This is a genomic window from Kocuria coralli (genome assembly GCF_008831305.1).
GTDB lineage: Bacteria > Actinomycetota > Actinomycetes > Actinomycetales > Micrococcaceae > Kocuria > Kocuria coralli.
In genome coordinates this window covers 153,409-172,783 of sequence record NZ_ML708610.1, presented here as the reverse complement: position 1 = coordinate 172,783, position 19,375 = coordinate 153,409, and the positions used below count along the sequence as shown (strand labels likewise).

17 protein-coding genes are annotated in these 19,375 nt (G+C 70.7%); 4 read left to right on the top strand and 13 right to left on the bottom strand.

Going from position 1 to position 19,375, the window contains the following annotated elements; genetic code table 11:
- Positions 1-147: 147 nt before the first annotated feature.
- Complete coding sequence (locus FCK90_RS00755) at positions 148-396, top strand: WhiB family transcriptional regulator (protein ID WP_158032399.1); 249 nt, start codon at positions 148-150, stop codon at positions 394-396.
- Between the two features lie 27 nt (positions 397-423).
- Here FCK90_RS00755 and FCK90_RS00750 read toward each other — a convergent pair whose 3' ends face one another.
- The 3 genes from FCK90_RS00750 to FCK90_RS00740 form a co-directional block, all read right to left on the bottom strand.
- Entirely contained in the window at positions 424-1,992 is a 1,569-nt protein-coding gene (locus tag FCK90_RS00750) for a sensor histidine kinase (RefSeq protein ID WP_158032398.1), read from the bottom strand.
- A gap of 96 nt (positions 1,993-2,088) precedes the next feature.
- Positions 2,089-3,654 (bottom strand): CpaE/TadZ family protein, encoded by a 1,566-nt coding sequence (locus FCK90_RS00745; protein WP_158032397.1) that lies wholly within the window; start codon positions 3,652-3,654, stop codon positions 2,089-2,091.
- Positions 3,651-4,337 (bottom strand): SAF domain-containing protein, encoded by a 687-nt coding sequence (locus FCK90_RS00740; RefSeq protein ID WP_181954144.1) that lies wholly within the window; start codon positions 4,335-4,337, stop codon positions 3,651-3,653. Before FCK90_RS00740 ends, FCK90_RS00745 begins: the two co-directional genes overlap by 4 nt.
- Positions 4,338-4,596: 259 nt before the next feature.
- Between FCK90_RS00740 and FCK90_RS00735 the strand changes: the two genes are divergently transcribed.
- Positions 4,597-4,815, top strand: coding sequence for a helix-turn-helix domain-containing protein (locus tag FCK90_RS00735; protein WP_158032395.1), 219 nt, complete (start codon positions 4,597-4,599; stop codon positions 4,813-4,815).
- A 33-nt stretch (positions 4,816-4,848) separates the two neighbouring features.
- Here the strand turns inward: FCK90_RS00735 and FCK90_RS00730 are convergent, their stop codons facing one another.
- Positions 4,849-5,412 (bottom strand): hypothetical protein, encoded by a 564-nt coding sequence (locus FCK90_RS00730; RefSeq protein ID WP_158032394.1) that lies wholly within the window; start codon positions 5,410-5,412, stop codon positions 4,849-4,851.
- Positions 5,413-5,743: 331 nt separating this feature from the next.
- Between FCK90_RS00730 and FCK90_RS00725 the strand changes: the two genes are divergently transcribed.
- Together FCK90_RS00725 and FCK90_RS00720 are read left to right on the top strand one after the other, a co-directional pair.
- On the top strand, positions 5,744-6,265 hold the full coding sequence (locus FCK90_RS00725; RefSeq protein WP_158032393.1) for a LysM peptidoglycan-binding domain-containing protein: 522 nt from the start codon (positions 5,744-5,746) through the stop codon (positions 6,263-6,265).
- Between the two features lie 108 nt (positions 6,266-6,373).
- A complete protein-coding gene (locus tag FCK90_RS00720; RefSeq protein WP_158032392.1) occupies positions 6,374-6,826 on the top strand; it encodes an Rv3235 family protein in 453 nt (150 codons plus the stop codon).
- A 56-nt stretch (positions 6,827-6,882) separates the two neighbouring features.
- On the opposite strand, the gene secA is transcribed toward FCK90_RS00720, so the two are convergent.
- From secA to mnmA, 9 genes are all read right to left on the bottom strand, one after another.
- On the bottom strand, positions 6,883-9,699 hold the full coding sequence (secA, locus tag FCK90_RS00715; protein WP_158032391.1) for a preprotein translocase subunit SecA: 2,817 nt from the start codon (positions 9,697-9,699) through the stop codon (positions 6,883-6,885).
- Between the two features lie 235 nt (positions 9,700-9,934).
- Positions 9,935-10,615, bottom strand: a complete 681-nt coding sequence (gene hpf, locus FCK90_RS00710) for a ribosome hibernation-promoting factor, HPF/YfiA family (protein WP_158032390.1) — start codon at positions 10,613-10,615, stop codon at positions 9,935-9,937.
- A 92-nt stretch (positions 10,616-10,707) separates the two neighbouring features.
- Positions 10,708-11,640 carry a ComF family protein gene (locus tag FCK90_RS00705; RefSeq protein ID WP_158032389.1) on the bottom strand — a complete coding sequence of 311 codons (933 nt, stop codon included), beginning with the start codon at positions 11,638-11,640 and terminating at the stop codon, positions 10,708-10,710.
- Between the two features lie 99 nt (positions 11,641-11,739).
- Positions 11,740-13,461, bottom strand: a complete 1,722-nt coding sequence (locus FCK90_RS00700) for an LpqB family beta-propeller domain-containing protein (protein WP_158032388.1) — start codon at positions 13,459-13,461, stop codon at positions 11,740-11,742.
- A complete protein-coding gene (gene mtrB / locus FCK90_RS00695) occupies positions 13,458-15,863 on the bottom strand; it encodes an MtrAB system histidine kinase MtrB (RefSeq protein ID WP_246179862.1) in 2,406 nt (801 codons plus the stop codon). The genes FCK90_RS00700 and mtrB overlap by 4 nt, the downstream gene beginning before the upstream one ends.
- A gap of 29 nt (positions 15,864-15,892) precedes the next feature.
- Complete coding sequence (mtrA, locus tag FCK90_RS00690; RefSeq protein WP_158032387.1) at positions 15,893-16,579, bottom strand: MtrAB system response regulator MtrA; 687 nt, start codon at positions 16,577-16,579, stop codon at positions 15,893-15,895.
- A gap of 169 nt (positions 16,580-16,748) precedes the next feature.
- The gene (locus FCK90_RS00685) at positions 16,749-17,834 is read right to left on the bottom strand and encodes a uroporphyrinogen decarboxylase/cobalamine-independent methonine synthase family protein (protein WP_158032386.1); all 1,086 of its coding nucleotides are present in this window, start codon (positions 17,832-17,834) and stop codon (positions 16,749-16,751) included.
- Positions 17,831-18,148 carry a chorismate mutase gene (locus FCK90_RS00680; protein WP_158032385.1) on the bottom strand — a complete coding sequence of 106 codons (318 nt, stop codon included), beginning with the start codon at positions 18,146-18,148 and terminating at the stop codon, positions 17,831-17,833. Before FCK90_RS00680 ends, FCK90_RS00685 begins: the two co-directional genes overlap by 4 nt.
- Positions 18,145-19,359, bottom strand: a complete 1,215-nt coding sequence (gene mnmA, locus FCK90_RS00675; RefSeq protein ID WP_158032555.1) for a tRNA 2-thiouridine(34) synthase MnmA — start codon at positions 19,357-19,359, stop codon at positions 18,145-18,147. The genes FCK90_RS00680 and mnmA overlap by 4 nt, the downstream gene beginning before the upstream one ends.
- Positions 19,360-19,375: the final 16 nt, after the last annotated feature.

Below are 19,375 nucleotides of genomic sequence, written 5' to 3'. Positions count from 1 at the left end.
CGGTGTTCACATGCGAAAGTCTAGGCAAGTTTTCAGACGCGGTCGCTGAATCGCATCGCGTCTTCCCTCGCCTACTGCGTCCCCGCCGACACGGGTCTGTCGTCACATACCCGCGCCGGCGGGCGCATTCGAAAGGAGCCATCACTGATGGATTGGCGCTCTCGCGCAGCCTGCCTCGAGAAGGACCCGGAACTGTTCTTCCCTGTCGGGAACACCGGACCGGCCCTTCTGCAAATCGAAGAGGCCAAGGCTGTATGCCGCAGCTGCGCCGTGATGGACGAGTGCCTGACCTGGGCGATGTCCTCGGGCCAGGACGCCGGCGTGTGGGGCGGCATGAGCGAGGACGAGCGTCGCGCGCTCAAGCGCCGCAACGCCCGCGCCCGCCGCGCCTCCTGAGCGCGGCCCTCGCCTCCTCGCGAGCCGCTACTCCGGCTCTGCATAGAGCGGCACGATCGTCTCGACGATCGTGCCGCCTTTTTCTCCCGGCCCCCACGTGATGGAGCCGTCGAGCTCCCCGAGCACCAGGTTCCGCACGATCCGCGACCCCAGCCCCTTGGGACGGGTGGACTCCGCGGAGTCCTGGTCGGCGGCCCAGCGCCCCAGGGGGAAGTCGTCGGGAAGGCCCGCGCCGTCGTCCTCCACGGTCACGACCAGTTCCTCGCTGGCGCCCCCTTGCCCGGCGTCCTCCGGCAGGGGTTGCGCGCATGGGCGCCTCGTCGCGGTGACGGTCACCGTCCCGCCGCGCTCGGCCAGGCCGTGCTCGACGGCGTTGGTCACCACCTCGTTCAGCACGAGGGCCAGAGGGGTCACGATATGCCCCGGCAGCTCCCCGAAACGGCCGTTGAGCACCGTGCCGACTCGCGCGTCGGCAATCGCGAGGTCCACGATGGTGCGCAGCTGGCGGGCGATGTAGGTGTCGAAATCGACCGCGCCCTCAGGGGTCTTGGAGAAGGCGTCATGGACCATGGCCACCGTCTCCACCCGGCCCATCGCCTGGGCCAGGCCGCGTTTCGCCTCCTCGCTGCCGGCCCGGCGGCCCTGCATGCGCAGCATGGCGGAGACCGTCTGGAGGCTGTTCTTCACCCGGTGATGGGTCTCGCGGATGGTCGCGTCCTTGGAGTCCAGCTCACGTTCCCGGCGGCGCAGTTCCGAGACGTCACGGCACAGGATCACGGCTCCCAGATGGTCCCCGCCGAGCTTCAGGGGGATGGAGCGGAAGGTCACGGCGGCGCGCCCGTGGCGCAGTTCGGCGTAGTCGGCCATCCTCCCGCGCAGAACGCCCATGAGGACCTCGTCGACCTGCTTGCCGACGGGGAGCGCGGTGGCCAGGGCGTCGGTCAGGAACTCTCCCAGGACCTGGGGGCCCGCGCCGACCCGGTTGACCGCGGACACGGCGTTGGGAGACATGAAACGCACCCTGTCGTCGGCGGTGAGCCGGATCACGCCGTCGTCCACGCGCGGCGCGCCCCTCCCGGGCGCCTGCGGGATGCCCTCCGCCGGCCAGGCGCAGGTATGCGCCATGCGCATCAGGTCCATGGCGCTGTCCCGGTAGGTGAGGTCCCAGCCCGACAGACGGGCGTCGCCGAGTTCCGCATGCAGCGAGAGCACCGCGAGGGTGACGGACTCGAAGGTCACGGGAACCGCGAAGACCTGGCGGCGGGCGTTGCGGTCCCTGTAGACCGAGACGGTCGGCTGGACCCACGCCTCACGCAGGAAGTCCGACAGGCCGGCTTCGATCTCCCGCCCCAGCTGGTCCTCGACGTACGCCGTCTGGGCGGTGCCCGGCCGGGTATGGGCGATCACGTTCATGGAGGCTCCCACGGCGGGGCGGCGGGATTCCGCGGGTCCTCTCGTATATTCGCCCGGAGCGCTGAGCATGACGTCGCCCATGCCCAGATCGGCGACGATCTGCAGGTCTCCGAGCAGCAGGTGCAGATGGTCGATCGCGCGCGCTGAAACCTCGGGACGATCCTGGATGGCGGTCAGCGGCAAGAGAGCAACCTTTTCGGTGGTCCGGACGACCGAGGCCGCGGTGTCTTCGCCGGCACCCGGGAACCTGATCAGGTGCCCAGGTCCTTCCGCAGATTATCACCGGCGCAACCATCCGCTAAGGCGCCGGCCGAAACTCGTGCCCGTCACCTCCTCCCCGTCGTCGTCCGGGAGCTCTCCTCCGGCGAGGCCGTCTGCCACCTGACGGGCCAGGCTGCGCAGCTCGGTCCGGACCGTGGAGGCCGGGGCGGCTTCGGCCAGCACGGACCCGTCCAGCGCCGCCCGGTCCACGGTCGCGGACTCGAAGGACACCGAGGCCGAGATCGGGACCGGAGCGCCGATGGCATCCCAGGCCTCCCGGATGGCAGCCCGGGGAGCCCGGCCCGCGGCTGCCTGGCGGACCTTGTTGGCCACCACGAGGACCGGGGCGGCGGTGTATTCGGTGAGGGCCGGCAGGGACTTGGCAGCGCGCGGCATTCCCAGGACATCGGCGGAGACCACCGCGAGGACCAGGTCGGCTTCCTCCAGGGCGGTGATCGTCGCGGCGTTGCGCCGAGGGGCTTCGGTGTCGAAGCTCAGCTCTTCCTCCTCCTCGAGGCTGAAGCCGACGTCCACGACCACGATCGGCTGCGGCGTCGCCGCCGGCCGCTCTCCGCCCTCCTCGCCGTCCCCGGCCCAGTGGGGCTCCCCCGCCGCACGGCAGGCCTGAAGCAGGCGCCGGACCGAGGCCGCGCGCAGTTCCGGCCAGCGTTCGGATCGGGTCAGGCCCGTGAGCACGTCGATGTGCGTCTTCCCCAGGTCCACCCGCACGGCCGCACGGTCGAGGGCGGCGAGGTCCAGGCGGTTGCGATCCGCGGCGCGGCAGGCCAGGGCCACGCCCGCGGACTCGTCCAGGAGCCCCAGGAGGCTCGCGACCGACGGCCCCCAGGTATCCAGGTCCACCAGGGTGACGGGATGGCCCAGCACCGCCAGTTCAGCAGCCACGTTGACGGCCACCGTGCTCCGGCCGGGGGAACCGTGCGGCCCCCAGACCACGACGACCCCCGGGGACTCTCGGACGGCCTCGGCACCGGCTCCTGGCTCCCCCGGGCGCCGGGGGCTCTCTTCGTCCTCCGCGGCAAGCGGGGACCGGGCCTCATCAGCCGAGCCCGGGATACCCGTGCTCGGCGGGCTCCCCGGCAGGGACGGGCCGTCCGGGCGGTTGTACCGCTCGCCCTCCTCCGCCGGGTCGTCGCTCGGGCCGTGTCCGGCGGAGGGATACGCGCCCTGAGCGGTCGGCTCGGTCCGGTCCGGGCCACGACCCTGCGAGCCGCCCAGCCCGGCCTCCGCACGACGGGAAGCCTCCAGCAGCAGCTCCGCGACGTCCTGGGCGGGCAGGTCTGCAGGGACAAGAATCGCTCCGAGCCGTACCAGCCGGTCCTCGTCGTGCCCTTCGACCACGGCGACGACCGCCCCTCCCGCCAGGAGGGAGTCGACGGCCTCACCCGCGAACTCCGGGGCGCACTCCGCCACGAGCACCGCTCTGGCCAGGCCCGACCGGACCACAGAGAGGACCTCCACGAGATCCGAGGCCCGGCGGACGAGGGTGACCGGTCCGTGGAGCCGGTCGATCTCATGGGCGAGGAGGGCGGCTGCCGGACCGGCTGTGACCAGTGGCAGGCTCACCCGCCACCGCCCATGTGCGGCACCACGGTAATCCGCGACTCACTGGCCAGTGCGTCCACGACGGCGGAGACATCCTGCTCCTCGACCAGCACCTGAGCGGTCGCCCCCGTTCCCGCTCCCAGAGTTCCCGTAGCCCGCTCGACGGAAGCGAGCTCAGCCCCGGAGAGCACCTGGACTGGCTCGCTCCAGCCCCGCCCGGTGTTCTCCCGCCGGGACACCCAGAGGTCCACGACGTCCCCGGCCGAGGTCTCGGCCGGAAGAGCGGTCTCCAGGGGGATGCCCATGGGGCGGCGGTCCAGGTCCTCCGCCGAGCCCACCGCGCCGGCGGGCAGCAGCCGCCCGCTGGGAACCCTCTCGACGATCACGTCTCCCTCCCCCACCTCGGCGGCGTCCCGGACGTAGGTGCCCTCCGTCCCCTCCAGACGCACGTCCACCGTGCGGAGGTCCTCCGCGGAGATCCGGGTGCCCACGTCGAGGTCTCGGGCGGCGACCACATAGGGCTCGGTGGCCGTGGCCCATGCCATGGTCGCGGTGGTCCCGGCCACGGAGGCCACCACCAGGCCCACGCCGATCAGGAGGCGGGGCTCCTTCCACCCCGGACGGCGGAACCGGCCGCCCCCCGCGGCCTCCGCCGGTCGACCCGGCCCAGATGCGCCGCTGCGTCTGCCCGTTCCATGTGCCACCCGGTCTCTCCCCTCTGGAGCACGAACTCGCGTGGACATAGTGACCCATCGGAAGGCGGAGATTCGAGGCCGTCGGTCGATCTGTGGACGGGAACCGCGCAATAAACCCCAGAACGACCGATTTGCATCGGAACATGTGGATATCGACGCGTCGCCGCTCGGCGGTGGCACACTGGTGGCACACCGACCGACCCCGCCGGCGCTGCCGGCGCTGCCGGCGCTGCCGGCCCCATGAGGAGCAGACGTGTGAGGAGCAGACGTGGCGAACGCGCAGTTCTACACCCTGGCGGACGTGGCTGAGATCCTCAGCGCCTCCCCGGCACAGGTGCGTGCCATGGTCCGGTCCGGAGAGCTGCCCGCGATCCAGATCGGCGGCCGGGGCCAGTGGCGGATCCAGATCACCGTGTTCGACGACTGGGTGCAGCGCAAGCATCAGGAGACGGCCGAGGCCGTGCGCAGCGGGGCGTCACTGGACTGACGGCCCGCCCGGGAGCAGGATCCGGTCCCCGGCCTACGATCCGGCGCCCTGCCCTTGAGCCACCACGCAGGCGATCGCCGCGTAGGGAACCGTGCGGACCGACCGCACGGAGCGACGACGCCGGAACTCGTCATGAGGGTGCAGAGCCAGGTCCAGGTGGTCACGGCCCGCACGATCGACCGTTCCCTCGAGAAGCACCGCCGGGCCGGAGGCCAGATGCACCGTGGCCCCTGCCCGCGCCTGCGCCAGAGCTCTGATCGCGTGGGGCAGCCCCAGACGACGGCGCTGCTCGGGCGACTGACGCCGCAGTCCCAGGCCCTCCACCCAGTCGATGGCATGGATCGGCACCAGGGTCTCGCTCCCGGCATCTTCGACGACGGTCCAGTCCGTCCCGGCCGAAGCGATGCATCCCTCCAGCACCAGGCCGCCGCGAAGGCCCGCTCGCACCCGATGGCCGATATGGGCCGCGAACCGGTCCTCCAGCAACGCCTCCGAGGTCTCCGCACGGGTCAGCTCGGCGGCTTCTAGTTCGATATCACGGTACCGAGCCGCTGCCAGCTGGGCCTCCATGTCCGCGAACAGGTCATCCCACCGCATCGTCCCGCCCTCCCCCAGGTTCCGCCGCACGCTCGTGCGTCCGATCGTGTGCCGGATGTCACTTTACGTCGTAGTCCACAGCGGTGACGCTCACCCCTTGACTCATCACCTGATCTTATCCACCATGCTCTAACAGCATCTAATGCAATCAAACGACATCAAATGACCATCGCGGTTGATCTCATTCTCGGCGTCAGGCAACGGGAGGCGGACCATGAGTCCTCGGCAGGCAGTCCGGTTCACCCCACCACGACCGAGCTCACCCCGCATCGAGCCGTGCGAGTCCCAGGCTGAACCGCCCACGAGGTACTCGCGCGCCGGAGACGGCACCGTGGCCCGCACGCCCGCGGCCTCCGTGCTGATCGGGCTGGCGGCCCTCGGTCTCACCGCATTGTCGCCCGGGGCCGCCGTCGCCTCTCCCCAGCAGTCGACCGCAACCGACCCGCACGATGCGACGACCCATCAGGACGGGGGCACCGGAAGCGGGAGCACCTCTTCCGGCTCCCCCTTCTGGTCCGCCCCCGGCGAGTCTCCGTCGAGTCCCGAGGCTGGACCCGCGGATTCAGCGGCGTCCGCCGTTCCGGAGATCGCCACCGGCCCCGTCGAGGTCGCCCGGCCGGGGCCTGCCGGAGGGGCGTCCCGGGTCGTGGACGGGACCGTGACCGTCCGCGGAGGCGAGTCCCTGTGGTCCATCACCGCGGACCTCCTGGGCCCCGAGGCCTCTCCGGCGGATATCGCAGCGACCTGGCCGCATCTGTGGGAGGCCAACGGCAGCCACATCCCGGACCCGGATCTCCTCCTGCCCGGGACGGTCCTCGACCTTCCGGAGTACCTGCGGAGCGCCGGATCATGACGGCCTCCGGTCGTAGCGGCGGCTCCGCGATCCCAGCGCACGCACCCTGCCCGGCGGGGCATCGCCCGCCGTCCTTCGTGACCGCCAGCCGCCCGTCAGGAGCATGCCATGTCCATCGTCGCCCGGAATGAATCGACCCCGCGCAGAGCCGCCGGATACATCTGGCGTGCAGAGCAGCGCGCCGCACAGGATCTCAGACCCGGGACCGAACGCGAGCGCGTGACCGCGCTGACCCGCGCAGTCACGGTGGCGGCCCTCGAGGTACTGGCCGGGACGCGCACCGCAGGGCAGTTGCTGCGCTGGACCACGCCGGAGATCGTCGAGAAGTTGCGTCGTCGTGCAGAACTTCTCCAGCAGCGCAGGACGCACGAGCCTTCGAACACCGCCCTGCAGGGCGTCTACCGCCATTCGGAGGTCGTCCGCCAGCGCGTATGCCACGTCGCAGACGGCGTCTACGAGGTCGCCCTGGTGGTCCGCGACGACGCGCGGACCCGTGCCGTGGTCCTGCGTGCCGAACGCCCCGAGCAGGCCTGGCGCATCACGATCCTGGAGATCGGCTGAACCGCGCGCCGGCCGGACCATGAACGCAGTGTCGGCACCATGGGCCGGCCGCCCGGTCAGGCGTCCCGGCGCGCCTTGTTCTTCTTCTTGCCCTTGCGCCTGGCCGCCGCCTCCGCGGCACGACGCTCGGCGCGCGAGGTGTGCTGAGCGGACTGCTCGCCCTTGCCGTCGGCGGGCGCGCCCTCCACCTCGGGCACCGACTGGGTATCGGTCGGGGATGCCTGGCTCCCGGTGTCCTCCGGATCCTGATCCTCGTCCGATGCGGTGGTGTTCGGCTCGGTATGGACATCGGCCGCGCCGTCCTCGCCGGGCGCCGAGAACTGCAGGAACCGCGGTTGCTTGGGCACCTTGACCTTCACCGCACCCCCGGCTCCGGCCCGCTGCCGGGAGAGGTCCATGTTGAACAGGTAGGTGACGGTCTCCTCCCGGATGGCCCCCATCATCGACTCGTACATGGAGAAGCCCTCGCGCTGGTACTCCACCAGGGGATCGCGCTGGGCCATGGCGCGCAGGCCGATGCCGTCCTTGAGGTAGTCCATCTCGTAGAGGTGCTCAGGCCACTTGCGCCCCAGCACGGACAGCAGTACGCGGCGTTCCAGGTTGCGCATGCTCTCCGCGCCCACGGATTCCTCGCGCTCCTCGTACACGACCTGGGCATCCGAGACGATCTGCTCCCGGAGGAACGCGGTGGTCAGCTTCTCCCGGCCGCCGGCCTCCTCGATGAGCTCGTCCGAGGAGAGCCCCACCGGGTACACCATCCCCAGGGCCTCCCAGAGGGCATCGAGGTCCCAGTCCTCGGGGTGGCCCTCCCGGGTGCGGTCGACCACGATCGAGCCCACGACCTCCGAGACGAACTGCTGGATCTGGCCGCGCAGGTCGTCGCCCTCCAGGATCCTGCGGCGGTCCACGTAGATCGCCTTGCGCTGTCGGTTGAGGACGTCGTCGTACTTCAGCACGTTCTTGCGCTGCTCGGTATTGCGGCCCTCGACCTGGTTCTGGGCGGAGGCGATCGCCCGTGAGACGATCCGGAACTCCAGGGCGGAGTCGTCGGCGGCATTGGCCATCAGCCGCGCGGCGCCGCCGGCGTTGAACAGCCGCATGAGGTCGTCCGTCAGGGACAGGTAGAACCTGGACTCGCCGGGATCGCCCTGACGACCGGATCGGCCCCTCAGCTGGTTGTCGATGCGCCGCGACTCGTGCCGCTCGGTGCCCAGCACGTAGAGCCCGCCGAGCTCCAGGACCTCGTCGTGCTCGTCGCCGATTTCCAGCTCGGCCTCCGCCAGCACCGCGGGCCAGGCGGCCTCGTATCCCTCGAGATCGCGCTCGGGGTCGAGCCCCTTCTCCTTCATCCGCTCGATGGCCATGGCCTCGGCGTTGCCGCCCAGGATGATGTCCGTGCCACGGCCGGCCATGTTGGTGGCCACGGTGACGGCGCCCTTCCGCCCCGCCTGGGCCACGATCGCCGCCTCGCGCGCGTGGTTCTTGGCGTTGAGCACCTCGTGGGGAACTCCGCGTTTGGCCAGCAGCTTGGACAGGTACTCCGACTTCTCCACGGACGTGGTGCCGACCAGCACCGGCTGCCCCCGTTTGTGCCGTGCCTCGATGTCCTGCACGACGGCGGCGAACTTGAGGATCTCGTTCTTGTAGACCAGATCGGTCTTATCCTGCCGGATCATGGGCTTGTTGGTGGGGATGGCCACCACGCCCAGCTCATAGGTGTTCATGAACTCGGCCGCCTCGGTCTCGGCGGTGCCTGTCATGCCGGAGAGCTTGTCGTAGAGCCGGAAGTAGTTCTGCAGCGTGACCGTGGCCATGGTCTGGTTCTCGGGCTTGATCTCCACCCGCTCCTTGGCCTCGATGGCCTGATGGACGCCCTCGTTGTAGCGGCGGCCCTTGAGGATACGGCCCGTGTGCTCGTCGACGATCTGCACCTCGCCGCTCATGAGCACGTAGTCCTTGTCGCGCTGGAACAGCTCCTTCGCCTTGAGCGCGTTGTTGAGGAACCCGATCAGCGGGGTGTTGGCCGTGTCGTAGAGGTTCTCGATGCCCAGCCAGTCCTCGACCTTGTCGATGCCCTCCTCGAGCACGGACACCGTGCGCTTCTTCTCGTCGGCCTCGTAGTCCTCGTCCAGCTTCAGGCGCTGGACCAGCGTGGCGAAGACCGAGTACCACCGGTTGGCGTCACCCGAGGCGGGACCGGAGATGATCAGCGGGGTCCGCGACTCGTCGATGAGGATGGAATCCACCTCGTCGACGATCGCGAAGTTGTGCCCGCGCTGCACGAGCTCCTCGACGCTCCAGGCCATGTTGTCGCGCAGGTAGTCGAAGCCGAACTCGTTGTTGGTCCCGTAGGTGATGTCCGCCGCGTAGTGCTTGCGGCGGGTGGCCGGGTCCTGCCCGGAGAGGATGGTCCCGGTCTCCAGCCCCAGGAAGCGGTAGATACGGCCCATCTGCTCGGCCTGGGACTCGGCCAGGAAGTCGTTGACCGTGACCACGTGCACGCCCTTGCCGGACAGGGCGTTGAGGTAGGCGGGAGCGGTGGCCACGAGGGTCTTGCCCTCACCGGTCTTCATTTCGGCGATGTTGCCGAGGTGCAGCGCCGCCCCGCCCATCAGCTGGACGTCGTAGTGACGTTTGCCCAGGGTCCGGGAGGAGGCTTCGCGGACGACGGCGAAGGCCTCCGGGAGCAGGCGGTCGAGCGATTCGCCGTCGTCGACACGAGCCCGGAAGGCCTTCGTCTCGGCGCGCAGCTCGGCGTCGGTGAACTCCCGGTAGCCGTCCTCGAGGGAGTTGATCGCCTCGGCGTATTCGCGCAGGCGCTTGAGCAGCCTCTTGTCACCGGTCCGGAGCACCTTCTCCAAGATTGACGCCACGTGCTCACGCTCCTTGTAAGTCTGTTCGTCTCTGCAGCCGTCGATCACAGCTGGGTAGCCGCTGGTGCTGGCCGCCCGCCGGGGCTACCCGGCAGCTCGCGCAGCACAAGTTGGGGGCTTGGCAATCCGATCCAGTGTACGCCAGCGGACACGCAGACGGTGCGGCGGGAGACTCCCGCCGCACCGTTCCCGTCGGCGCCCGGCTACAGCATGGTCCGGACGCCCCGTGACCTGGTCAGCCGGCCTGGTAGGCGCGAGCCGGCTCGGACTCGGCGTCGGTGACCTGGGGGCTGAGGCCGATCACGCCGTATTCCCAGCCCTTGCGACGGTAGGCCACCGATGGCTCACCGGTCTCGGAGTCGACGAACAGGTAGAAGTCATGCCCCACGAGCTCCATCCGGTCCACGGCCTGATCGACCGTCATCCGCTCCTCCGGGAACCTCTTGCGCCGGATCTCGACGGGGGGAACGTCGTCGGCCAGGGCGTACGAGGTGTCGAAGGCTTCGTCCTCGGCCGCCGCGAGCGCTTCGGCCGACGCGTAGACAGGACCGTTCAGGGGCGCGACCGGCAACGTTCCCGTTGCCTCGGAGACGGCGGTGGGCCGGTGGTTGCCGCGGTGGACCTTGCGGCGATCCCGGGCGCGGCGCAGTTGCTCGATCAGCTTGGCGTAGGCCTCGTCGAAGACCGCGAACTTGTCGTCCCCCCGGGCCTCGGCACGCAGGACAGGTCCCCTGCCGATCACGGTGGCCTCGACGCGCATCCCGTCCCGGCCGGGGATCGGGTTGTCCTTCACGACCTTGATCTCGATCCGTTGGACCTTGTCACCTAGCTCTTCGAACTTCACAACCTTTTCGGCCACGTATTCCTTGAACCGCTCCGGAACGCTGACGTTGCGTCCCTGGACGATGAGCTCCATGGTGTCCTCCAGTCTCGCTGGTCGCTGAGGAGGTCGGCGAAGGCGGACCCCCACCCCGGGAAGCTGTCCCGGTAGCCACAACGTTACCCTGCTCACACCGCGAATTCATCTTGATCGGCCTCCTCGGCGATCTGGTTCCGCCTGTTCTCACCGGGCGTATTCGCCGCCGCGAGGACCACCGCTCCCAGCACCTCCGCACCGGCGGCTTCCAGGCTCCTTCGCGCCTGCGCGAGCGTGGCGCCGGTGGTCACGACGTCGTCGATCAGCACCACCGTGCCGGGGCCCGCTCGGACGCCTCCCGGCATCCGGCGGCCGGGCGCCACCCGGAACCGCTGCTGTCCCGTTCCCAGCCGCTGATCCGCCGACAGGGTCTTCTGCGCTCCGGGGCCGCCTCCGCCGGGACGCAGGCGGCCGGGCAGATCGCGGAGGTTTGCTCCGGGGTCCCGGCTGCGATGGACGAGCCAGGGTGTCACCCGCACGTGCGCGGTCAGATGGCCGCTGCGCCTGCACGCCGCCAGGAGCTCCTCCACGGGGTCGTACCAGCGACGGCGCAGCGCCCGCGCGGAACTCGGTATGCCCACCAGCTCCACGGGCACGGGACACGAAGGTCCCTGCGTGCCCAGCGCCGATCGGAGGGCCCGCCCGAGGACCGGAGCCAGGACGGGCACCAGGTCCGTGCGCCCGGCCTGCTTCATGGCCAGGATGCACGTGGCCAGTTCGTGCTCATAGGCCCCGGCGGCCACGATCGGCAGGCCCGCGGCATGCCGGGCGTGCCGCTCCACCCGGAGGGGCCGCGCGGTCGTACGGTACAGCAGCCGCCGGCACGGGGCGCACAGTGCCACCGCCGCGCTCCGGCACACCACGCATTCGAGAGGGAGAACCGGTTCGATCCCTTGCGCGATCAGGTCGTGGCCCCTGGTCGCGAGACGGTCGAGGCGGCGCAGGAGATCGCCCCGGGAGTCGTGCGGGAGACCGTCCCACGCGTGATGCCGGTCGTCCTGCTCTGGGCCGTGGAGGGAGATCACCCGTTCATGGTCCTCCGGCGACCCCGCCTGCCGGCGGCAGCGGCGCGGCAGTGGACGGCGAGGCGCCGGTGCCGCCCGAGACCGCCGGGTGTGGAGCCGCTAGCCCGCGAAGGCCGTGGAGGTCACGGAATCGCTCTGCGGCGACCAGGACTCACCCGTGAGCATGCGCAGCCGGCCGTCCGACTCGACGAAGATCTCGCTCTCGCCGTTGCCGCCGGCCAGGTTGCTCACCCCGTCCTCCACGACGGGCAGGTCGCGGTACCGTCCGGAGACGTCGTAGAGCCTGGGGACGGCGCTGCGATCGGTCAGGGCGGAGGCCACGAACTGCGATTCGCTGATCCACACGGCCTGCGACTTCATCCCGGCGCCCTGGCCGGTGTCCACCAGGTACGGCTCGTTGAGCGACTGCGGAGCGCCGTCGTCGTCGCGTTCGATGCCGCTGATCAGGACCTGTGCCGAATCCCCGTCGGTGACCACCAGGAGCGCCCGCGTCCCGTCCCGGGAGATCTTCAGGGAGGAGACCTCCCGCCCGTTGAGCCATGCCGCGTCGACGTTCACGGCGTCCTCCTCGGGCTGGGACAGATCCGCAGCGCTGACCTGCCCGTCGTCGCTCCCGGTCCAGGCCCATCCCTGGGTGTCGACGGACGGGGCCGACAGACCCTCGCCGGTGACGCGTTCCGCCGGCTCCGTGCTCGTCGTGGTGAAGGTCACCATGGCGGAGTCGCCGTCCACCAGGGCGGCGAACCCGTCGGTGTCGATGTTCATGGCCGGGTGACTCGGGTCCTGGCCCGAGAGGGTGTCCGCCAGATCGCCGTCCGGGCTGCTCTGACCGCCCTGCTGGAAGACGAGCTGGTCGCCGTCCAGGCCGATCTGACGGGAGGGGACCTCGATGCTGTCGGCGGACAGGGTGGCCTCGTCGCCCGCGCCGAGGTCCATCTGGCCACCGCCCGCCAGCAGGTCCACCTGGCTGACATCGCCCAGGGCCAGCAGGGTCAGCGTCAGCTGCGAGTACATCTCGCGGTTCGAGGCCACGTCCACCGCGCTGTTGTTGGGGACGTCGAGCGAGACGGTGGCCGTTCCGTCCTGCACGGGGACGGACGCCCCCTCGAGCGCGGTGTCCTCCGGGAAGGCCGTCTCCACCGACCCCTCGAGATAGGAGGCGGGGCCGTTGAGCAGCGCGCGGACCAGGGAGGTGGATACTCCGGGCCGGTCCGGGAACCACCGGGGGTCGGGGACCACGGTCTGGCCGTCGTCTGCCAGGAAGTACAGGTTGTAGGGCTGGTACAGGTCGTCCAGGTTCGACGCCGGGACCAGCACCCCGTCGGGCACCTCGGAGATCCGCCACTGGCCGTCCACCTGGACGAGATCCACGTCCATGCCCTCGCTGGAGCCGGCTTCCTGACGCTGCATGGTCCCGTTGCTGTCGATCATGGCCCGTGCGTCCACGCTGACCCGGACCTGGTCCTCCTCCAGGCCCTGCTGGATGCCTGCCGCCCCCGAGAAGACCACGGTTCGCGCGTAGGGCCGCCACGTGCCCGCCAGCTCGCTCGTAAGGTACTGACGCGCCACGGCGTAGTCGTCGTCCTGCCCCTGACCCGCCGCCAGGAATCCCTGGACCACCTCCTCGGGCGACATCCCGTCCTCCGGCCCGGCCACGGCCGGCATGGTCTCCTCCGTGGCGGTCGCGGCGGGCGGTTCCACCTGATGGACCGGGCCCGAGCGGGGAATCGAGGCGCATCCCGAGATCATCAGGCCGGTGGCCAGCGCGACCGCCGTCGTCCTGGCCAGCCCGGTGCGGTTCCTGGGGCTCCTGGGGTTCATCGGTCCTCCCCTGACGGGTCGTCCGGCTTGACGTCGCGGAAGGCGGGCAGTTCTCCCGTGTCGTCGAGGAAGAGATCCTCGTAGGCCTCGTCGAGATCGTCCTCGAGATCGTCCTCGAGATCCTCGTCCAGATCGCCATCGAGATCGTCGTCGAGGCCGTCCTCCGCATCGACGCCGAGGACGCCGTCGCTTCCGGCCTCGGCGTCGCGCGCCTCGCCGTCCGGCTCCGGGGCGGCTGCGGCGGGAACGGTACCGGTGGCCGCGCCGTCCCCCGTGACGCCGATCCGCTGCGCGGGACCATCCGCCTCCGGCTCGGCTTCGTCGTCCGTCTGGGCCTGGCCGGGAACGGTGTCGAGGGCACCGGACGGATACACCGCGCCCACCCCCTGGTCGCTGACGGAGGCCGAGGACAGGAAGTCCCCGCCGATGGCGGGGCGCGACCCGGCGTCGCCGGCGTCCGGGCCGACCGTCCCTCCTGAGCCGTCAGGGGCCACCTCCTCGGCATCGTCGTCGTCCGCGTCGACGGCGGGAATGGTCTCGGTGATGGTCGCCATCACCGAGGCACGGTCGAGGGGGACGGCGGCGAAGGTTCCGGTGTCGGTCACGACGGCCACCGACGGCAGCTCGTCCTCGTCGGGTGGCAGCTCCACGGGGCTGACGTCGGCATCGTTGAGCGGCCGCGAGCGCAGCAGGGGCAGGGTCAGGCGGAAGCAGGCGCCCTCCTCCAGGGCCCCCCAGGCGTCCAGGCGGCCGCCGTGCAGGCGGGTGTCCTCCACGGAGATCGACAGGCCCAGGCCCGTGCCGCCGGTCGTGCGGGCGCGAGCGGGGTCCGCCCGCCAGAAACGGTCGAAGACCTTCTGGGTCTGCTCCTCGCTCATGCCGATGCCGTGATCGCGGACCGCGATGCCGACCGCCACGTCAGAGGCCTTGACCACGATGTCCACGGGGCGGCCCTCCCCGTGCTCCAGGGCGTTGACCAGCAAGTTGCGCAGGATGCGATCGATGCGGCGCTGATCCATCTGCACGATGCACCGCTGCAGGTCCGAATGCACGCGGATCACGGAGCCGGAGTTCGCCGCCAGCGGGGCGGCCGCCTCGAGCACGTCGTTGAGCAGGGCGAAGATATTGGACCCGGAGATGTCCAGGCGTGCCGCGCCGGCGTCGAACCGGGAGATCTCCAGGAGGTCCGCGAGCAACGTGTCGAAGCGGTCCACCTGGTTGTAGAGCAGCTCGGCGGAGCGACGGTTCACGGGGTCGAAGTCCTCGCGCGCGTTGTGCAGCACCTCGGCCGCCATGCGGACCGTGGTCAGGGGCGTGCGGAGCTCGTGGGAGACGTCGGAGACGAAGGTCTGCTGCATGCTGGAAAGCCGTTCCAGGCGGGTGATCTGGTCCTCCAGGTTGTCGGCCATGCGGTTGAAGGACCGGCCCAGGCGCGCGACCTCGTGCGATCCCTCGACCTGCATGCGCACCCCGAGGTTCCCGTCCGCCAGGGATTCGGAGACCCTGGCCGTCGAGGAGACCGGGCGCACGACCTCACGGGTCACGTAGCCCACGACCCCGGAGACCAGGAGGGCCTGCACCAGGGTCGCGAGGATGAGCACGGCGTGGATGGCGTCCAGGGTGTTCTGCGGCTGGGAGAAGTCGTTGACCAGGTACAGGCCGTAGCGGGAGCCCTGCTGGGGCTGCACCTCGTGGCCCACCACGACCACGGGGACGGCGGCGCCGTCCTCCTCCATCCGGACGGAGGACGACTGCCAGTAGGTGCCACCGTCCGCCGCGACCCGGTTCTGCAGCTCGCGGGGAACGGTGGCGGAGGTCATCCACTCGCTCTCCGCCTGGGCCGGGAGGACGGTCTGGCCGGTGTCCGTGGACAACGGCACGAGCAGCCAGCGGCGCTGGCTGTTGGTGGCATCCGAGTCCAGGGCGTCCAGGGTCGCGGTGACCAGGGTCTGCAGCTGCTCGCGGTCCACGGCGTCGGAGGAGTCGAAGCTCGCCTGCACCTGCCCGAAGTCCGCCTCCGACTGGGTGAGGACCTGCTCCAGCCGGTCGTTGAAGAGCCGTTCCGAGATCTGGTGGGACAGGAAGGCACCCGTGACCAGGAAGATCACCAGCGCGCCGAGCATCGCGATGCTCACGGCGCGGAACTGCAGGGACTGGCGCCACCGGCGGACCAGCAGGCTCATCCTGAATCGCAGCACCCGGAATGGTCCCCGGCGACGCCGGTGCGCCGAGTGGTCGTGGCGGGCCGCGCGGCCCGCGGTGCCCTGGCGGGCACGGCCGGAGGACACGGAGCGCACCGGCCTCGAGCGCGGCCTGCGCGCCGGAACGTGCCCATCGTCGATGACCCCGTCCTCGAGGGTGGGACCGGTGCGCGGGGACTCGGGCTGCGTGCGTTCGGACATGCTCTGTCGGATGCGCCGGGCTCGGGGCCTCAGTGCCGCTCGGGGTGGCCGGCCCGGTAGCCGACGCCGCGGACGGTCACGACGATGTGCGGGTTCTCGGGGTCCCGTTCGATCTTGGAGCGCAGGCGCTGGACGTGGACGTTGACCAGGCGGGTGTCGGCGGCGTGCTGATAGCCCCACACCTCGCGCAGCAGCATCTCACGGGAGAAGACCTGCTCGGGGGCCCGGGCCAGGGTGGCCAGCAGCTCGAACTCCAGTGGCGTGAGCGCGATCTCCTCCGAGCCGCGGATCACCCGGTGGCCGGTGATGTCGATCGTGACATCGCCCACCTCGAGCTCGTTGTTGGTCGCACGCGACCCCGGCCGCAGCCTGGCCTTGACGCGGGCCAGGAGCTCGGCGGGCTTGAAGGGCTTGGGGATGTAGTCGTCCGCGCCGGCCTCCAGCCCGCGCACCACGTCCTCCGTGTCCGACTTGGCCGTGAGCATCACGATGGACGTGTCGGAAGTGGCCCGGATCTCACGGCAGATCTGGATCCCATCCTTGCCGGGCAGCATCAGATCCAGCAGCACCAGGTCGGGCTGGGAGTCGTGGAAGGCCTGGACCGCCTGTGCCCCGTCGGCGCAGAAGGTCGTCTGGTAGTCCTCGGCATTGAGGATGATGCCGATCATTTCCGCCAGGGCAGCGTCGTCGTCAACGACCAAGATGTGTGCGTTCACCAATCCTCCATCGTCAGGGACCGCCGGCCGGTTCCGGGTCCGTCGCGCCTCGCTCCGTACGCGCGTGTCACTCGGCTATGTTCGCATGACGCCCGGTATGTGCGCCCGCAAATCGTCGACGGCACCATGGTATGGCTCCTGGGCCGGTCCGGCCGAACCGGCGGACGGTTCAAGAGTCCTGCGCGGACTGGTGCAGGCCGTGAGCCAGGTCCGTGGCACGAGCGAGGGCCCGCCGCACCATCGCCGGTGTTCGGCTCTCGAGTCCGCGGGCCGGGGCGACCATCTGGTGGCTGAGCAGCCCCTTCGCCAGTCCCAGTTCCGTCCAGGGCCGGACGATGGCTTCCACGAGCTCCCCCGTCGACGCGCGGTTCCTGCCCGGTTCCGCGTTGAGTTCGCCGAGGAGCAGCCCGACCCGCACTCCGCGCTCGACGACGACGGCCAGCGGCTCCCATTCGGCGGCCGGCCTCCCGGGTCGCTCCAGGTACAGGAGGTCGAAGGTCCCGTCCCCGTATTCTCGCGGGTCGGAATCCTCCGGCAGCACGAGTTCCACCCCGGCGGCACCGGCGTCCCGCGCGGCGCGGGCCACCTCGTGCAGCACCCCGTCGGCCTCGGACCGCGGGAGCGCCCGGAGGGTCCGGTAGCCGCTGGCGGTGGGGATCGTGCCGTCCAGTGCCCGTTGCAGCTGCGGCTCCTCCAGGCGCAGGATGACGGGACGGTTCTCCACGGCCGTGCCGACGGCCTCCAGGTGGGCTCGCAGGCCGTCCGCCAGGGAGACGGCGAGGTCCCGGCGGGCACCCGCGTCCAGGAGCGCCTTCTCCCCGTTGTGCAGGTGCAGGCCGGCGGCCAGAGAGACGGGCCCGAGGAGGGTGACCGTCACGGGCTCCCGGTCGCCGTCGCTCTCGGCGCCGACGACGTCGGCCAGGGCGTTGACGTCGCCGGCCACGAGGGACCCGGCCGCCCGCGCCTCCTTGCCGTCGTGGCGCGTGAGCCGCCAGCCGTGGGGCTGCAGGTCGCACCACAGATCGGTGAGCACGCTCACGGTACGAGGGATCGGATGGGCCACGTCGGACCGCGCGGCCAGGATCGGCAGCACGGACCGGTGCGGAGCCCCCAGCTCGCCTCGCAGGACGGTGATGGCCTCGACCATGTCCTCGCCGGGCAGCCCGGCGAGGACCGTCGCGCGCGTGGTCTCGCCGTCACCGTCGCGATCGGGGAGATCCCCGCGGCCGGCCGGGTCGTGCCGGGCCCGGTTCACGCGTCCTGGCCCGTGCGGTGCTCCTCGGCGATCCGCTCGTGATGACGGATGACCTCGCTGATGATGAAGTTCAGGATCTTCTCCGCGAACTCCGGATCCAGCTGGGCATCGGCGGCCAGGTGACGCAGACGCTCGATCTGCTGCTTCTCCCGGCCGGGATCCCCCGCGGGGAGGTCGTTGCGGGCCTTGAGCTCTCCGACGCGCTGGGTGGCCTTGAAACGTTCGGCCAGCACCCCCACGAGCGCCGCATCCAGGTTGTCGATGGTCCCCCGGATCGAACGCAGCTCCTCCATGGCCTTCTCGGATGCACTCATGCGATCGATCCTAGAGCAGCCGTCGCGCGGGCCGTGTCAATGGTCGACTGGCCCAGCACGCGGGTCCCGTCGTAGACCACGGCCGACTGCCCGGGGGCGACGCCCTTCAGCGGCTCGTCCAGAACCATGACGAACTCCATCCGGGTCGCTCCGGCGTCCGCCGTCGTCTCCTGGCCGGAAGGGGTCTCGTCGTCCTCGGCCGTCTCGAGCCACGCGGTGGCCGGAAGGGACTCGCCGTGGGCGCGGACCTGCACCTCGACGCGGATGGCCTGCGACCGGGCTCCGGCCGCAGCCGAGGAGGCGTCGGTCAGGAAGCCGGCGAACTCCGCCACGGGCTGCCCGGCCCACGAGGTCCTGATGCCGCGGATCGTCCGTACCGCCAGCTGCTCCCTGGCGCCGACCACGACCTCGTTCGTCTTGGGGCGGATCTCCAGGACGAAACGCGGCTTGCCGTCGGGCGCGGGCCGGCCGATCCGCAGGCCCTTGCGCTGGCCCACCGTGTAGGCCAGCGCGCCGTCGTGCTGGCCCAGGTCGTTGCCCTCGGGGTCCAGGATGCGCCCCGGTTCCAGCTCGATCCGCTCGGCGAGCCAGCCGCGGGTATCGCCGTCGGGGATGAAGCAGATGTCGTGCGAGTCCGGCTTGGCCGCCACCGAGAGCCCCCGGCGCTCGGCCTCCGCCCGGACCTCGGCCTTGGACGGGGTGTCGCCCAGGGGGAACATGCAGTGGTTCAGCTGCGTCTCGTCGAGCACGCCCAGCACGTAGGACTGGTCCTTGGCGTCCTCCGCGGCGCGGTGCAGCTGCGGATGCCCGTCGACGACGACCACGTTGGCGTAGTGGCCCGTGCACACGGCGTCGAACCCCAGCGCCATGGCCTTCTCGAGCAGCGCGGCGAACTTGATCTTCTCGTTGCAGCGCAGGCACGGGTTCGGGGTGCGGCCCGCGGCGTACTCGGCGACGAAGTCGTCGACGACGTCCTCCTTGAACCGCTCCGAGAAGTCCCATACGTAGAAGGGGATGCCGAGCCGCTCCGCGGCCCGCCACGCGTCGTTGGAGTCCTCGACCGTGCAGCAGCCCCGTGAGCCGGTGCGCAGGGTCCCGGGCATGCGGTTCAGCGCCAGGTGGACCCCGGTCACATCGTGGCCCGCCTCCACGGCCCTGGCGGCCGCGACGGCGGAGTCCACGCCTCCGGACATGGCTGCGAGCACGCGCAATGGCTTCTCCTGTACT

Coding starts and splice junctions, on each gene's coding strand:
- FCK90_RS00755 (WP_158032399.1), top strand. CDS start 148: ATGGATTGGCGCTCTCGCGCAGCCTGCCTCGAGAAGGACCCGGAACTG.
- FCK90_RS00730 (WP_158032394.1), bottom strand. CDS start 5,412: ATGCGGTGGGATGACCTGTTCGCGGACATGGAGGCCCAGCTGGCAGCG.
- FCK90_RS00720 (WP_158032392.1), top strand. CDS start 6,374: ATGTCCATCGTCGCCCGGAATGAATCGACCCCGCGCAGAGCCGCCGGA.
- hpf (WP_158032390.1), bottom strand. CDS start 10,615: ATGGAGCTCATCGTCCAGGGACGCAACGTCAGCGTTCCGGAGCGGTTC.
- FCK90_RS00700 (WP_158032388.1), bottom strand. CDS start 13,461: ATGAACCCCAGGAGCCCCAGGAACCGCACCGGGCTGGCCAGGACGACG.
- mtrB (WP_246179862.1), bottom strand. CDS start 15,863: ATGTCCGAACGCACGCAGCCCGAGTCCCCGCGCACCGGTCCCACCCTC.
- FCK90_RS00680 (WP_158032385.1), bottom strand. CDS start 18,148: ATGAGTGCATCCGAGAAGGCCATGGAGGAGCTGCGTTCGATCCGGGGG.